The sequence below is a fragment of the Roseomonas sp. E05 genome, assembly GCF_030063475.1.
Classification (GTDB): Bacteria; Pseudomonadota; Alphaproteobacteria; order Acetobacterales; family Acetobacteraceae; genus Pseudoroseomonas.
The window spans coordinates 1-13794 of the sequence record NZ_JASIRT010000058.1 but is presented as its reverse complement, the minus strand read 5'-3'; the positions used below and the strand labels follow the sequence as shown (position 1 = coordinate 13794).

Below are 13794 nucleotides of genomic sequence, written 5' to 3'. Positions count from 1 at the left end.
AAGCCAGCCCAGCTTCTTCATGCATCCTTTCCGTATCATGGCCGGGGGAGCGGGCCCAGGCCGCAGAGGGTGTCGGCGAGCCGGACATCTGCCTGAGTTGTAACACGCCCCTCCCAAGTGGCTCACGTGACGCCAAGCTTCTCCACCTCGACGCGGACGAGTTGCTTGATGCGGCGCTCGAGTGCGGTGAAAGCGGGGTCACTCCGCTCACGCGGGCGCGGGAGGTCGAGGTCAATGACCTCCTTGATTGCGCCCGGACGGGTCGCCATCACCACAATGCGGTCCGCGAGGAAGATGCTTTCGGAGATGCTGTGCGTGACAAAGACGACGGTCTTGCGGTCTTGCTCCCAGATACGCAGCAGCTCGTCCTGCAGCACCTCGCGCGTCTGCGCATCCAGTGCGCCGAAGGGCTCGTCCATCAGCAGAACGGATGGCCCATTGGCCAGGGCGCGGGCGATCGCCACCCGCTGCTTCATGCCGCCCGAAAGGTTGCCCGGATACTTGTCCTCGTGCCCGGCCAGCCCCACCAGCGAGAGGTAGCGCCGCGCCACCTCCCGCTGCTGTGCCCGGCTCTGGCCCCGGAGCATGGGGCCAAAGGCAACGTTGTCCAGCGCGGTGCGCCAGGGGAAGAGGGCGTATTCCTGGAACACCACGCCGCGGTCGGCAGAGGGACCGGAGACCGGCCGGTCGTCCACCAGGATCTCGCCGGCCGTGGGCTCGGCGAAGCCGGCGATCATGTTCAGCAGCGTGGACTTGCCGCAGCCAGAAGGTCCCAGCAGGCAGGTGAAGCTGTTCGGGCGCAGGTCGAGGCTCACGTCCTGCAGCGCGGCCGCGCCGTTGAAGCTCTTGCCGACGCCGCGAATGCGGATCTTGGCCGCCGGTGGGGGGAGGCTGTCCATGGCGGTCAGGTCCGCGTCGCATGCCGCCAGCGCAGCAGCCGGTTCTCCAGCGCCCGCAGCAGGATATTGAAGAGGAAGCCGATCAGCCCGATCACCACCGCGCCGAGCAGCATCTGCGACACCATGAAGAAGGTGCGAGCGTCGTTGATCATGTAGCCCAGGCCGGAATCCGCCGCGATGAACTCCGCCGCGACGATGACGAAGAAGGAAAGGCCGAAGCCGAGCCGCAGTCCGGTGATGATGGCCGGCAGCGCCGCTGGAAGCACGACGTGGCGGAACAGCTCCATGCGCGTGGCGCCGAGGCTGGAGGCGGCGCGCAGCAGCAGAGGGTCCACATGCTTGATGCCCTCCACCGTGGTGGTGAAGACCGGAAAGAAGGCGGCATAGGCGATGAAGGCGATCTTGGAGGTTTCGCCGATGCCGAACCACAGCACCATCATCGGCAGGAAGGCCAGTGGCGGAATGGGGCGCAGCAGCTCGATCATCGGCTCCACCAGCCGGTCCAGCGCGCGCCAGGTTCCCGCGGCCAGGCCCACCGCCACGCCGGCCAGGGCTGCGACGGCGAAGCCCTGCAGCACGCGCGCCATGCTGGCCAGGATGTCGCGCTGCAACTGCCCGGACCTGGCCAGATCCACCCCGCTCGCCAGCACCGCCCAGGGCGAGGGCAGCAGGATCGGGTTGAAGGCCTTCCAGACATAGGCATTGCCCAGGCTGACGGCCGCCCAGATGCCGAGGAAGATCAGGATGGCGAGCCCGCGCATGGCGCCGGCCCTGATCGGCTCGCGCCAGGCGGAAGGCGCCGGCCGGCCGGCGGACACCTCCAGGGACAGGGTCTGGCCCATCGCGTCAGGTCGCCGGCTTCCAGGTGACGAGGGCCGGGTCCACCATCCCGGCGATGCGCGTCGTGAAGCAGGATTCCGGGCTCGGCGCCGAGGGGATGCGCTTGATGTTCAGCGCCCACTGCGTCTGGAAGCGGTGGCTGGCGATCAGGGCGGGGCTGATCCCCATGGCGTACTTGTTCGCGGCCACCATGACCTCCAGCGCGTCGTTGTCGATGCGCAGCACCTGTTGCAGCGCCTGCATGGCCTTCGGCCTGTCCTCGCTCATCATCCTTGTGGCGGCAACCAGTGCGCGCAGCAGCGCCGCCAGCGTGTTCGGCTTCTCGTCGATCCAGCTCTGTGAGGCCATCAGGGTGGAATGGTTGTAGAGCAGGCGGTCATTCTCCGGCTGGACTTCCGCCTTGCCGGTGACGTAGAGCGTGCCGCCCGTGCAGTACATGGAGCCGCCAAGCCCGACGAGGCGGAACAGGTTCGGCTGCCAGCCGAGCAGGCCATGCACGTCCCCGCGCGCCGCGGCGACCACGCCCTCGCTCTGGTTCATGTTCACCAGCGTGATCTTCGACTGGTCGAACCTGAAGGTCTCGGCCAGTTTGGCCAGCAGCAGCACCTGGGAGTTGCCCTGGGTGAAGGCCAGCCGCTTGCCCTCCAGCTCGCGCGGGTGGGCAAGCTTCACGCCGGGTGCCAGGGCGAAGCCCTGGGTTTCGGCGATGTCGGCCAGCGCGGAGATGGTGCGGACCGGCAGTTGCTGGCCGCCGAAGACCACCTGCGTGAAGCTGCCGCCCACGCCCACGGGGGCCGCGCCGCCGCCCATGATGGTCAGCGTGTCGGCGGCCGACTGAGTCCAGCGCACCGTGACCTCCAGCCCCTGTTCCTTGAACAGGCCGTACTGCTCGGCGATGGCGAGCTGCGCGCCGAGCTGCGGGTCGCGCACGCCGATGACCTCGAAGCGCGGCGTCTCGATCGAGGCGGCACGGGCACGGCTGACCGCGCCCAGGAAGCCGATGCCGATGCCGCCCAGGGCGGCGCGGCGGGAGAGCGGGGTGAGGGCGACGGGCTTCTCGGTCATGGTCACCTCGGCTGTGGGCCTTCCGGCCGGAATGGGTGGCAACGATCGGGGGGGCGGGACCTCAGGCGGAGGCAAGCGCGGCGGCGCGGTTGCGCATCAGCGGCTGGATGTGCTGGCCGAACTTGTCCATGCCCGTCACGAAGTCGTCGAAGGTCAGCATGACGCCGCGGAGGCCGGGGATCTCGGCCATCTCGTCCAGCAGGCGCGCCACGGTGGCATAGGAGCCGACCATCACCCCCTGGTTCGTCGGCGAGCCGGCGCCCTGCATCCGGTGCCGGTTGGGCTGCGCATAGGGGTCCTTGTTGGGGTCGGCGCCGGCGGCACGGTCGCGCCAGGCGAGCGCCTCGTGGTCGGCGCCCTCGCAGTAGAGCTGCCACTTCGCCATTGCGGCCTCGTCCGTCTCCTCGGCGATGACCATGGTCATGACGAGGGCGCCGACATCCCGGCCGGTCTCTTCTGACGCCTTCACCAGCCGGGCGATGCTGGGCGCCACGCTGTGCGGCTGGTTGACGCCGAAGCCGACGCAGAAGTTGTAGTCGCCATACTCGGCGGCGAAGCGTGTTCCATTGTCGCTCTGGCCGGCGCAGATGATCGGCAGGCGCCGGCTGGGCTGCGGCAGCAGGCGGCAGTCATCCATCTGGAAGAAGCTGCCGCGGAAATCGGACTGCCCGGTCTCCCACAGCTCCCGCATGACCTGCACATATTCCGCGCAATACTCGTAGCGCCGGGCGAAATGCGCGGCGCCGGGCCAGATGCCCATCTGCGTGTACTCCGCCTCCTGCCAGCCGGAGACGATGTTCACGCCGAAGCGGCCATGCGAGATCGAGTCGATGGTCACCGCCATGCGCGCGGCGATCGGCGGCGGCATGGTGAGCACGGCGATGGAGGCGAAGAGCTGGATGCGCCGCGTCACGGACGCCAGGCCAGCCATCAGCGTGAAGCTTTCCAGCCCGTAATCCCAGAACTTCGACGCTCCGCCAAAGCCGTGCAGCTTGATCATGGAGAGCGCGAAATCGAATCCGTAGCGCTCGGCGCGCTCGATGATCGCATGGTTGAGGTCGAAGCTGGGCAGGTATTGCGGCGAGGTGGTGGAGATCAGCCAGCCATTGTTGTTGATGGGCAGGAAAACGCCGACTTGCATTGCAGGTCCACTCCATACAGCAGGGCGAAAGGGCGCGATGGGTTCAGTGATGCGCTGCGCAAGGCGGATTTCATCGGCCGCGCGAAATGTTCCAGAGCAGCGGAAAGCTGAACGGCATCACCCCTTTCAGCTCCGAGCGGTAAGCCGGCGGCGCGGCGAACTGGCCGGTCAGGATGATGTTGACGTTCTCGTGGAAGGCCGCCTGCAGCCTGTCCGCCACGTCCTTCCGCTCCTCCGGCGTGGCGGCGGCCGCCAGCTCCTTCAGCAGCGGCGTGGCCTTCGGATCGCAATACCAGCCGTAGGGACTGTCGCCGCAGTTGTAGGAGACGGCCGGATTGCCGTTGGCGTTCACCAGGTCGATGCCGTTCCAGATCAGCGGCACAACGCTCCAGCCGCCCTTCTCCACCGGCTCCCGGCTTTCGCGCCGCTGCGCGACGGTGGCATAGTCCGAGGTGGCGACATCCAGGTTGAATCCGGCCTGCTTCATCGCGTCGGCGATGACGAGGCCCATCGGGTTCAGGATGGCGGAGCTGGCGGCGTGCAGGAACACCACGCGCTCGTTCCGGTATCCGCTCTCCTGCAGCAGCGCACGCGCCCGCTCAAGGCCGGCGTGCCGGAAGATCTCCGTGCCTGCCGTGCTGGCATGGGCGGCGTTGCACATGTAGATGGAGCGGCAGTCCTGCAGGTACATGTCCTCCGGCAGGCCGAGGGAGGCCATCACGTCGGGCTGCGAGACCGCCATCTGCAGTGCCTGCCGCACCTTGCGGTTGTTGAAGGGCGGCTGCGCCTGGTTCATCACGAGGATGCCCATGATCTGGTCGCCGCCGCGCGTCTCGCCGAGCGTCACGTTCCCGTCCTTGCGCAGCAGCGGGATGAAGTCGGCCGGCACGATCTCCAGCAGGTCCACCTCATTGGCCTGGAGCGCGGCGACGCGGGTCGCCTGGTCGGGCATCGAGACCAGCTCCACCCGGTCCATCTTCGCCAGCTTGCCGCCAGCCAGGGCGTCCGGCGGCTCCGGGCGCGGCTTGTAGGCGGGGTTGCGGTCCAGGAAGGCGCGCTCGCCCGGGCGCCAGAGATCCTGACGCCAGAGATACGGGCCGGAGCCCACCACCTCAGGCACCGGCCTGTCCACCGACAGTTCGGCCAGTCGCTTCGGCATGATGACGGGGATCTGGTGCCCCGGTTTGCCCAGGCTCTCGATGACGAAGGAGTAGGGCTGGGCGAGCTTGAGCTCGAAGGTCCTCGGGTCGAGGATGCGGAAACCCTCGGCGACAGCCATGAGCTGCTTGCCCAGCGATTCCCGCTTGGCCCAGCGCAGCAGCGAGGCGACGCAGTCCTCCGCCGTGACGGGCCGGCCATCGGAAAAGGCGAGGCCATCGCGCAGGGTGAAGGTGTAGGTCAGGCGGTCCTCGCTGACTGCCCAGCCCTCCAGCATCTGCGGCTTGTACTCACCCTTGCCGTTCACGCCGACAAGCGTGTCGAACACCATATGCGCGAAGACGCGCGTGGCGTTCGTGGTGGTGACAATGGGGTCCAGCACCTGCAACTCGGTATTCAGCGAAACGCGCAGGGTCGAGCCCGGCGCGGCGCCGGCCGGCGCGCTCCCTTGGGCGAGCGCGATGCCGGGAGCGGCGGCGCAGGCGGCCAGCAGGAAAAGCGCCAGCCTCTGCGCGAAACGCATCGTCATGAGCTTCGGCTCCATCGGTCCAGGATACGGGAGGGGCCGCGATATGGCGTCGGTTGTTGGGCGGCGCTCCGCCGGCAGGCTGGTCGCCGATGCCGGATCAGGCGACGGCTTCGGGCTTGCCGGCCACCTCGCCGGCGGCAGAAAGCCCCGCCTGGGCATTGGCCTTGCGGACATGGTCGTAGTTCCGGCCGCGGAACCAGGCCATGTATTCCTCGGTGGTCATGGCGGGGAACTTCGGCGCCTCGCCCTCCCCCAGGCAGCCGGGCACCACGTCGATCAGCGTGTCCGGGTTGGGATGGAAGAAGAACGGGATGGCGTAGCGTGCCGTCTGCGAGACGTTGAAGGCACGGTGCGGCGTCGAAAGGAAGCGCCCGTTGGTCCAGCGATGCAGCACGTCGCCCGTGTTGACCACGAAGCTGTCCGGTACCACCGGCGCGTCGATCCACTCGCCCACCGTGGTCTTGATCTGGAGGCCGGCGACCTTGTTCTGCGCCAGCAGCGTGATGAAGCTGGAATCCGAATGCGGGGCGATGCCGTACTGGTCCTCGCCATAGGCGACAGGCGGGTAGTGCGTGAGGCGAAGGCCGGTCAGCGGCCTGTCGCAGCGCTGAGTGAAGTAGTCGGGCGGCAGGCCGAGCGCGACGGCGTAGAGCGGCAGCAGCTTCTGCGCCAGGTCGTCCATGGCGTCGTAATAGGCCAGTGCCACCTCGCGGAAACCGTCGAGACCCTGCGGCCAGACCTCCTCCGGCCCGATGTCGTCACCGTTGCGCTTGATGAAGAAGGCCTCGTTCTCGTTGGGTTTGTTGCCTGTGGAGAGGCTGGAGGTTCGCGTGGTGCTGGAGCGCATGGGCATGTAGCCCTGCATGGCCGTGTTGATCTTGGCTTCCAGCTTCTTGTCGAGCGGCTGGGCATGGAGGCGCTCCGCCTGGGCGAAGGTGCGGTCGACCAGCGCGCGATCCACGCCGTGATTAACGATGTAGAGGAAGCCGATCGACTCATTGATGTGGCGCAGCTTGGCGGCGGCCTCCTCCAGCGCGCCCGGCTCGCCACGCAGATATGGTCCGAGGTCGAGGATGGGGATGGTCGATAAAGTCGCCATGGCAAGCCTCCTTCGTTCCGCTTCCGATGCTCCAGGCGGAGCCGGGCAGGCTCAACCCCTCAAAGCTGTGCATCTGCATCACAACTGCTCCGATCACACCCTGATTGCTTGCGTTTGCGGCTTCCTGCGTCGCTGGGTGCCGCAAAATGCGGCAGTCCGGAAGCCGCTCCTGGCGTTGAGTTTCAGCGCAAGGGCGCTGTCGTTCCCCGGTCCTGGAGCATGGCGTTGCCGGCTCCCTTCTGCCGGCCGGGGCGGCGGGCTTGCCTGCTTCGCCCGGAGCGGCGAAACCGGGCCGGTCCGCCCGGCGGGTTCGCCCGTCGGGGCGGCGCGGCAGAAAGGACCGGCCATGCGCCCGAGTGTGCGGCGAGACCAGATCGTCGAACTGTTGCTGCGGCACCAGCGGCTCACCGTCGAGGAGCTGGCGCAGCGGCTCGGCGCCTCGCAGGAGACCATCCGCCGCGACCTGAACGAGCTGGGCGCGCAGAACCGGCTGCGCAAGTTCCATGGCGGCGCCGCCCTGCCTGACAGTCTGGGCGAAGGCGCCTTCCGCCTGCGCATGGTGGAGAACCTGGAGGCCAAGCGCGCCATCGCCCGCCGCGCCGCCGCTCTCTTCGCGCCTGGCGAGGCGCTGTTCATCGATACCGGCTCCACCACCATCGCTCTGGCCGGCGAGCTGGCGCAGCACAGCGGCCTCACCGTCATCACCAACGCCGCCAGCATTGCGCATCTCGTCTCGCGCAGCGGCGCCAACCCCACTTTCCTGCTGGGCGGCGAGCACCGTCACGAGTCCGGCCAGAACCTCGGTCCTATGGCGCTGCGGCAGATCGAGGGCTTCGCCCCTGCCCATGCCGTGCTGACGGTGGGCGGCCTGACCGCCGACGGGGCGATGGATTTCGACCTGCAGGAGGCGGAGATCGCCCGCGCCATGATTGCGCGCGCGCGCCAGGTGACGCTGCTGGCCGATGCCAGCAAGCTCGGCCGGCCGGCGCTGTTCCGGCTCTGCGGGCTGGAGGCGGTGTCGCGGCTGGTGACCGATTTGCCGCCGCCGGCGGTGCTCGCCACAGCCCTAGCCGCCGCCGGGGTGGAGGTACTGCTGGTCGACAAGCCCGAAGATTTGACCGAATAGGCATTATTGGTGGCGCATAACTGACCAGATGGTCATATACCTGGGTCATGACCGTGCCTCCCTTCCCCGGCGCCCCCCCCTTCGACCTTGCCATTATCGGCGCGGGAGTGGTGGGCTGCGCCATCTTCCGCGAGTTCACCCTGGCCGGGCTGAGCACCGTGCTGATCGAGCGCGGGGCGGACATTCTGAGCGGCGCCAGCAAGGCCAACAGCGCCCTGCTGCACACCGGCTTCGACGCCATTCCCGGCAGCCTGGAGGCGGCGCTGGTGCGGGAGGGCCATGCCCGATACCTCGCGCTGCACCGCCCGCTCGGCCTGCCGCTGATCGAATCCGGCGCCATCGTCGTGGCCTGGAACGAGGCCGACCGCGCCGCCCTGCCCGGCATCCTGGCGCGGGCGCATGAGAACGGTGTGCCGGATGCCCGGATGCTGTCGCCGGAGGAGGTGCGGGCGCGCGAACCCCACCTCGCGGCGGACCAGCAGGGCGGCGTATGGGTGCCGGGCGAGGCGATCATCGATCCCTGGTCGGCGCCGCTCGCCTATGTGCATCAGGCGCTGGCGCATGGTGGCACGCTGCTGCGGCAGGCCGCCGTCACCGGCGGCGAGGCCGGGCCGGAGGGCTGGCGCCTCGCCACCAGCCAGGGTCCGGTGCAGGCCCGCGTGGTGGTCAACTGCGCCGGCCTCCAGGGCGACCTGGTGGAGGCCATCGCCCGCCCCAGCCCCTTCGCCATCCGCCCGCGCAAGGGGCAGTTCGTGGTGCTGGACAAGACCGCCAGCCGGCTGGCCTCCGCCATCATCCTGCCGGTGCCGAACGAGCGCACCAAGGGCGTGGTGATCGCCCGCACCGCCTTCGGCAACCTGCTGGTCGGCCCAACTGCCGAGGAGCAGGAGGAGCGCGAGGCGGCCACTGTCGAGCTGGCGGCATTGGAGGCGCTGCTGGCCCAGGGCCGCCGCATGATCCCCGCCCTGGCCGATGAGCCGGTCACCACCACCTATGCCGGGCTGCGCCCCGCCACCCAGTTCAAGGACTACCAGATCGAGGCGCTGCCGGAGCGCCGCTGGATCACCGTGGGCGGCATCCGCTCCACCGGCCTGACCGGCTCGCTCGGCATCGCCGCGCACCTCGCGCGGCTTTACGTCAGGCATTTCGGCCCGCTAACGCCCTTGCCGGAGCCGCGCTGGACGCCGGTGCCCAACCTGGCGGAATCCGCCCCCCGCCCCTGGCAGCAGCCCGGCCGCGACGAGGTCGTCTGCCACTGCGAGATGGTGACACGGGCGGAAATCCTGGCCGCGCTGGAGGGTTCCCTGCCCGCCGGCGACCTGGGCGGGCTGAAGCGCCGCACCCGCTGCATGATGGGCCGTTGCCAGGGCTTCTACTGCACCCGCCGCTTGATGGCGCTGGCCGCCGGCCGCCTGCCCGGCCTGGTGCAGCCCGCTCCCGTGCAGGAGGCCGGCTGATGCGCGACGCCATCATTATCGGCGCCGGTCCCGCTGGGCTGAGCGCCGCCCGCATCCTGGCCGGGGCCGGGCGCGACGTGCTTGTGCTGGAGCGCAACCCGGAGCCCGGCGGCCTGCCGCGCTTCTGCGGCCATCTGGGCTGGGGGATGCTGGACTTCCACCGCCTCTGGACCGGGCCCGCCTATGCCCGCGCGCTCGTCCAGGCCGCGGGCAGGGCCGAGATCCGCACCGGCGCCAGCGTCACCGCCCTGCTGCCGGGCGGCGGGGTGGAGGTTAGCCTGCCCGAGGGCATCCAGCGCCTGCAGGCGCGCGCCGTGCTGCTGGCCGCCGGCATCCGCGAGATGCCGCGCGGCGCCCGGCTGCTGTCCGGCACCCGCCCCTGGGGCGTGGTGAGCACCGGCGCCTTCCAGGAGATGGTCTATGCCGGCGGCGTGGTGCCCTTCCGCCACCCGGTGGTGGTGGGCACGGAGCTGGTTTCCTTCTCCGCCCTGCTCACCGCGCGCCATGCCGGCATCCGCCCGCTGGTCATGATCGAGGAGAACGACCGCATCACCGCCCGCCGACCCGGGGACTGGGTGGCGCGGCACCTGCTCGGCGTGCCGGTGCGGCTCGGCACGAAGCTGCTGGCCATCGAGGGCCAGGGCCGGGTGGAGGCCGTGCGCCTCGCCCATGCCGGCGGCGAGGAGCGCCTGGCCTGCGACGGCGTCATCCTATCCGGCCGCTTCGTGCCGGAGGCCACCCTCGCCCGCGCGGGCCATCTGACGGTGGACCCGGCCACCGGCGGCCCGTTGGTGGACAGCGCCTGGCGCTGCTCGGACCCCGCCTTCTTCGCCGCCGGCAACGTGCTGCGCTCCGTCGAGCATTCCGGCGCCGCCGCGCTGGAGGGCCGCGCCGCCGCCCATGCCATGCTGCGCGCCCTGGCCGGCGAATTGCCCTCGCCAGATGCGGCGGTGCCGGTCACGCCCGGCGGGGCGCTGCGCTACGTTTATCCGCAGCGCCTGCTGCCGGGCGCGGCGCCGCTGCGGCTTTACGCCCGCGCGGCCGCCGAGCATCGTGGCCGGCTGCGGGTGCTGGCCGATGGCCGGCTTGTCCACGAGCGGCGGCTGCACGCCCTGCCCGAGCGCCGCCTGACCCTCACCCTCCCCGCCGGCGCCCTGCAGGGCGTCGCCGCCCTTTCGGTGGATCTGGCATGAGCGACGCCTTCCTCGCCCTCGACCAGGGCACCACCGGCAGCAAGGCCTATCTCTGGCGCGATGGCGTGGTGTCGCTGGTCGGGCGGCGCACCCACCGGCAGATCCGCCCGCGCGCGGGCTGGGTGGAGCACGATGCGGCGGAGTTGCTGCGCCACCTGGAAGAGCTTTCCGCGGCCGCCGGGCGCTGCAGCGCCGCCGGCCTCGCCAACCAGGGCGAGACCGTGGTGGCCTGGGACGCCGCCACGGGTCGCCCCCTGCACAACGCCATCGTCTGGCAGGACGAACGCACCGCCGGCACCATCGCACGCCTGCGCGCCGAGGGGATGGAGGCGCTGACGCTGGAACGCGCCGGCCTGCCGCTCGATCCCTATTTCTCCGCCGCCAAGCTGCGCTGGCTTCTGGACCACGCGGAAGGCGCGGCGGAACTGCGCCGCCAGGGCCGGCTGCGCCTCGGCACCAGCGACGCCTTCTTCCTGCACCGGCTGACCGGCACCTGTGCCACAGACGTTTCCACCGCCTCGCGCACCAGCCTGATGGACCTGCGCCGCCTTTGCTGGGACGAGGCGCTCTGCGCCGCCTTCGGCGTGCCCATCGAGTGCCTGCCCGAGATCTTCCTGACCACCGCCGATTACGGCGTGCTGTCCACGGGCACGCCGCTGCGCGTCGGCATCGTGGACCAGCAGGCGGCGCTCTACGGCCATGGCTGCACGGCACCTGGCGACCTCAAGATCACCTTCGGCACCGGCGCCTTCGCGCTGGGCCTCACCGATGGCCTGCCCGCCGCCGGCCAGCCCGACGGGCTGCTGCCGACCTGCGCCTGGCAATTCGGCACCGCGCCGCCGCACTACGCGCTGGATGGCGGCCTGCTCACCGCCGGCGCCTGCGTCGAATGGCTGGAAACGCTCGGCCTGATGGACGGCCATGCCGGGCTGGACGGCTTCACCGGTCCCTCCGCGCTGGAGCGCGGCCTCGCCTTCGTGCCCGCCCTGGCCGGGCTCGGCTGCCCGCACTGGGACCGTGCGGCGCGCGGCACCTGGCTCGGCCTGGGGCTGGAGACCAGCCGTGCCGATCTTCGCCGCGCCGTGCTGGAAGGCATCGCTCTCCAGGCCGCCGAACTGGTGGAAACCTTCGCCACACGCCTCGGGCCGCCACGGCGCATCGCTGTGGATGGCGGCCTGAGCCGGAGCGGCTTCTTCACGCAGTTCCTCGCCGATGCGCTCGGTGCACCGGTCGAGGTGGCCGGCTCGGCGGACATGACGGCGCTCGGCGTGCTGGCGCTCTGCCGGGGCGAGGCCATCCGGCCGGAAGGGGCGCGGCGCGTGGAGCCGGTGGCACCCCTGCCGGCGCCGCTGAAAGCCCACTTTCGGGATGCGGTCGCACTCAGCCAGAACTGGGCCAGGGGCGCCGCCCCTGGACCCCGCCGGGGGAACTGAGTTCCCCCGGACCCCCGCCTCGGAAAGCTGACAAAGACTGAAGGGGGTCTGGGGGAAGCTGTGCTTCCCCCAGCGCTTCCTCATGCCCGGCGCACGTTCCAGAAGGTGGCGAAGCCCGGCAGGACTCCCTGGATGGAGGAGCGGAAGGCGGTCGGCTGGATGTACTGGCCGAAGGGAAGATAGGGCACGTCCACTTCCAGCGCCTGCTTCTGGATCTCGGCCGCCACGGCCTTCTGCGCGGCGAGGTCGGGCGCGGCGAACCACTGGTCGCGCAGCGCCTCCAGACGGTCGGACTTCGGCCAGCCGAAGAAGCTCCCATTGCCGCGCAGCATCAGGTGCCCGGCGGGATCGAGATGGTCCAGCCCGCCCCAGGAGGAGCAGTAGCAACTCCAGCCACCCTTGTCGGTGCTCTCCTTGTTGGCGCGGCGCTGGATGACAGTGCCCCAGTCCACCGCCTGGTAGTCCACGTTCAGCCCGACCCTGCGCATCATGTCGGCGGCGACGTCGCAGGCGTTCTTGACGTTCGGCACGTCCTGCCCGGCCAGCATGACGACCTTCTCGCCGTTGTAGCCGGCATCGAGGATCATCTGCTTGACCCTGGCGAGGTCGCGCGGGCCGGTCAGCGCCTCCATGCCGGCCTCGTTCGCCATTGGCGTGCCCGGGCAGAAGACGCCGACGCCGGTGCGGTACATCTTCGGGTCGCCGCCGACCTGCGCCTGCATGTAGTCCACCTGCGACACCGCCCGGAGCAGCGTGCGGCGGATCGCCGGGTTGTCGAAGGGCTTGGTCAGCGTGTTCATGCGCATGGTCGGGATCATGCCGGAGGGATCGGTGATCTCCACGCGCACATCGTTGCCGCGGAACATCGGCAGCAGGTCGTGCAGCGGGTATTCCCACCAGTCGGCCTCGCCGCTCTGCAACGCGCTGGCGGCGGTCGCGGCGTCGGGCACGACGTTCCATTCCACGCGGTCGAAATGCACGCGCTTGGGGCCGCCGGTCCAGCCGGGCTCGCCGCCCTCGCGCGGCACGTAGCCAGCGAACTTCTCGTAGACCACACGGGCGCCGGGCATCCGCTCATCCGCCTTGAAGCGGAAGGGGCCGGAGCCGACCATCTCGGTGATCTGGGTGAAGGCGTCGGTCCTCGCCAGGCGCTCGGGCATGATCGCCGGCATCAGCGAGGGCGCCTTGCCCAGGGCGTTCGGCAGCAGCGGAAAGGGCGCCTTCAGGCGGAAGCGCAGGCGGCGGTCGTCCAGCGCGGCGAGCTCCTCGGTTTGCGCGAAGAGCGCCTGGCCGAAGGCGTCGCGCTTGCCCCAGCGCTGCAGGCTGGCCACGCAGTCGCGCGCCAGCACCGGCTCGCCGTCATGGAACTTCAGGCCGGGCCGCAGGGTGATGGTCCAGCTCCGGCCTTCGTCCTCCTGCACGGCGCCCTCGGCCATCTGCGGCACCGGGCGCAGGTTGGCATCCATGCCGAAGAGCGTGTCGAAGACCATGTAGCCGTGGTTGCGGGTGACGTAGGCGGTGGTCCAGATCGGGTCCAGAACCGCCAGGTCGGCCTGCGGAATGAATTTCAGAACGCGCTGCGTCGCAGCGGCCGCGAGTGAAGGCATGGCGAGAGTGGCCGCAGCGGCCTGGAAGAACTGGCGGCGCCTCATGCGCATGGACCCTGCATCAAGGACGATCTCCTTTCTGGACACCGGCTGGAGCTGGTGCCCGGTTCGGTAAGAGTACTCCGTCCAGCTTGGAAACATATGACTGTTCGGTCAATCTAAATTGCTCGGATGGTCAAAATTCCTGCCGTTTCGCCTCTCCCGCGCTGGAAGAGGGCCTGTCGGCGATGCGTTGATGGACTTGCTC

11 protein-coding genes are annotated in these 13794 nt (G+C 69.9%); 4 read left to right on the top strand and 7 right to left on the bottom strand.

Annotated elements, in window-relative coordinates; translation table 11 throughout:
- Nucleotides 1–122 precede the first annotated feature (122 nt).
- The 6 genes from QMO56_RS25985 to QMO56_RS25960 all read right to left on the bottom strand — a co-directional run bounded on the left by QMO56_RS25985 (nucleotide 123) and on the right by QMO56_RS25960 (nucleotide 6731).
- Nucleotides 123–899: an ABC transporter ATP-binding protein gene (locus tag QMO56_RS25985; RefSeq protein ID WP_283530452.1), complete on the bottom strand. Its 777-nt coding sequence runs from the start codon at nucleotides 897–899 to the stop codon at nucleotides 123–125.
- 5 nt (nucleotides 900–904) lie between these two features.
- Complete coding sequence (locus QMO56_RS25980; protein ID WP_283530450.1) at nucleotides 905–1741, bottom strand: ABC transporter permease; 837 nt, start codon at nucleotides 1739–1741, stop codon at nucleotides 905–907.
- Between the two features lie 4 nt (nucleotides 1742–1745).
- Nucleotides 1746–2804, bottom strand: coding sequence for an ABC transporter substrate-binding protein (locus QMO56_RS25975; protein WP_283530448.1), 1059 nt, complete (start codon nucleotides 2802–2804; stop codon nucleotides 1746–1748).
- A gap of 61 nt (nucleotides 2805–2865) precedes the next feature.
- Entirely contained in the window at nucleotides 2866–3945 is a 1080-nt protein-coding gene (rutA, locus tag QMO56_RS25970) for a pyrimidine utilization protein A (RefSeq protein ID WP_283530446.1), read from the bottom strand.
- A gap of 70 nt (nucleotides 3946–4015) precedes the next feature.
- The gene (locus tag QMO56_RS25965; RefSeq protein ID WP_283530444.1) at nucleotides 4016–5632 is read right to left on the bottom strand and encodes an ABC transporter substrate-binding protein; all 1617 of its coding nucleotides are present in this window, start codon (nucleotides 5630–5632) and stop codon (nucleotides 4016–4018) included.
- 97 nt (nucleotides 5633–5729) lie between these two features.
- Nucleotides 5730–6731, bottom strand: coding sequence for an isopenicillin N synthase family oxygenase (locus tag QMO56_RS25960; RefSeq protein ID WP_283530442.1), 1002 nt, complete (start codon nucleotides 6729–6731; stop codon nucleotides 5730–5732).
- A 346-nt stretch (nucleotides 6732–7077) separates the two neighbouring features.
- Here QMO56_RS25960 and QMO56_RS25955 point away from each other — a divergent pair, with 346 nt between their 5' ends.
- Genes QMO56_RS25955 through QMO56_RS25940 form a run of 4 tightly spaced genes read left to right on the top strand, consistent with a single transcriptional unit; the run spans nucleotide 7078 to nucleotide 11940 of the window.
- Nucleotides 7078–7857 (top strand): DeoR/GlpR family DNA-binding transcription regulator, encoded by a 780-nt coding sequence (locus tag QMO56_RS25955; RefSeq protein ID WP_283530441.1) that lies wholly within the window; start codon nucleotides 7078–7080, stop codon nucleotides 7855–7857.
- Between the two features lie 47 nt (nucleotides 7858–7904).
- Nucleotides 7905–9314 (top strand): NAD(P)/FAD-dependent oxidoreductase, encoded by a 1410-nt coding sequence (locus QMO56_RS25950; RefSeq protein WP_283530439.1) that lies wholly within the window; start codon nucleotides 7905–7907, stop codon nucleotides 9312–9314.
- Entirely contained in the window at nucleotides 9314–10507 is a 1194-nt protein-coding gene (locus QMO56_RS25945) for an NAD(P)/FAD-dependent oxidoreductase (protein WP_283530438.1), read from the top strand. Before QMO56_RS25950 ends, QMO56_RS25945 begins: the two co-directional genes overlap by 1 nt.
- Nucleotides 10504–11940: an FGGY family carbohydrate kinase gene (locus QMO56_RS25940; RefSeq protein ID WP_283530436.1), complete on the top strand. Its 1437-nt coding sequence runs from the start codon at nucleotides 10504–10506 to the stop codon at nucleotides 11938–11940. The genes QMO56_RS25945 and QMO56_RS25940 overlap by 4 nt, the downstream gene beginning before the upstream one ends.
- 80 nt (nucleotides 11941–12020) lie before the next feature.
- On the opposite strand, the gene QMO56_RS25935 is transcribed toward QMO56_RS25940, so the two are convergent.
- A complete protein-coding gene (locus tag QMO56_RS25935; protein ID WP_283530434.1) occupies nucleotides 12021–13592 on the bottom strand; it encodes an ABC transporter substrate-binding protein in 1572 nt (523 codons plus the stop codon).
- Nucleotides 13593–13794: the final 202 nt, after the last annotated feature.

Coding starts and splice junctions, on each gene's coding strand:
- rutA (WP_283530446.1), bottom strand. CDS start 3,945: ATGCAAGTCGGCGTTTTCCTGCCCATCAACAACAATGGCTGGCTGATC.
- QMO56_RS25980 (WP_283530450.1), bottom strand. CDS start 1,741: ATGGGCCAGACCCTGTCCCTGGAGGTGTCCGCCGGCCGGCCGGCGCCT.
- QMO56_RS25960 (WP_283530442.1), bottom strand. CDS start 6,731: ATGGCGACTTTATCGACCATCCCCATCCTCGACCTCGGACCATATCTG.
- QMO56_RS25945 (WP_283530438.1), top strand. CDS start 9,314: ATGCGCGACGCCATCATTATCGGCGCCGGTCCCGCTGGGCTGAGCGCC.
- QMO56_RS25975 (WP_283530448.1), bottom strand. CDS start 2,804: ATGACCGAGAAGCCCGTCGCCCTCACCCCGCTCTCCCGCCGCGCCGCC.
- QMO56_RS25985 (WP_283530452.1), bottom strand. CDS start 899: ATGGACAGCCTCCCCCCACCGGCGGCCAAGATCCGCATTCGCGGCGTC.
- QMO56_RS25935 (WP_283530434.1), bottom strand. CDS start 13,592: ATGAGGCGCCGCCAGTTCTTCCAGGCCGCTGCGGCCACTCTCGCCATG.
- QMO56_RS25955 (WP_283530441.1), top strand. CDS start 7,078: ATGCGCCCGAGTGTGCGGCGAGACCAGATCGTCGAACTGTTGCTGCGG.
- QMO56_RS25965 (WP_283530444.1), bottom strand. CDS start 5,632: ATGACGATGCGTTTCGCGCAGAGGCTGGCGCTTTTCCTGCTGGCCGCC.
- QMO56_RS25940 (WP_283530436.1), top strand. CDS start 10,504: ATGAGCGACGCCTTCCTCGCCCTCGACCAGGGCACCACCGGCAGCAAG.
- QMO56_RS25950 (WP_283530439.1), top strand. CDS start 7,905: ATGACCGTGCCTCCCTTCCCCGGCGCCCCCCCCTTCGACCTTGCCATT.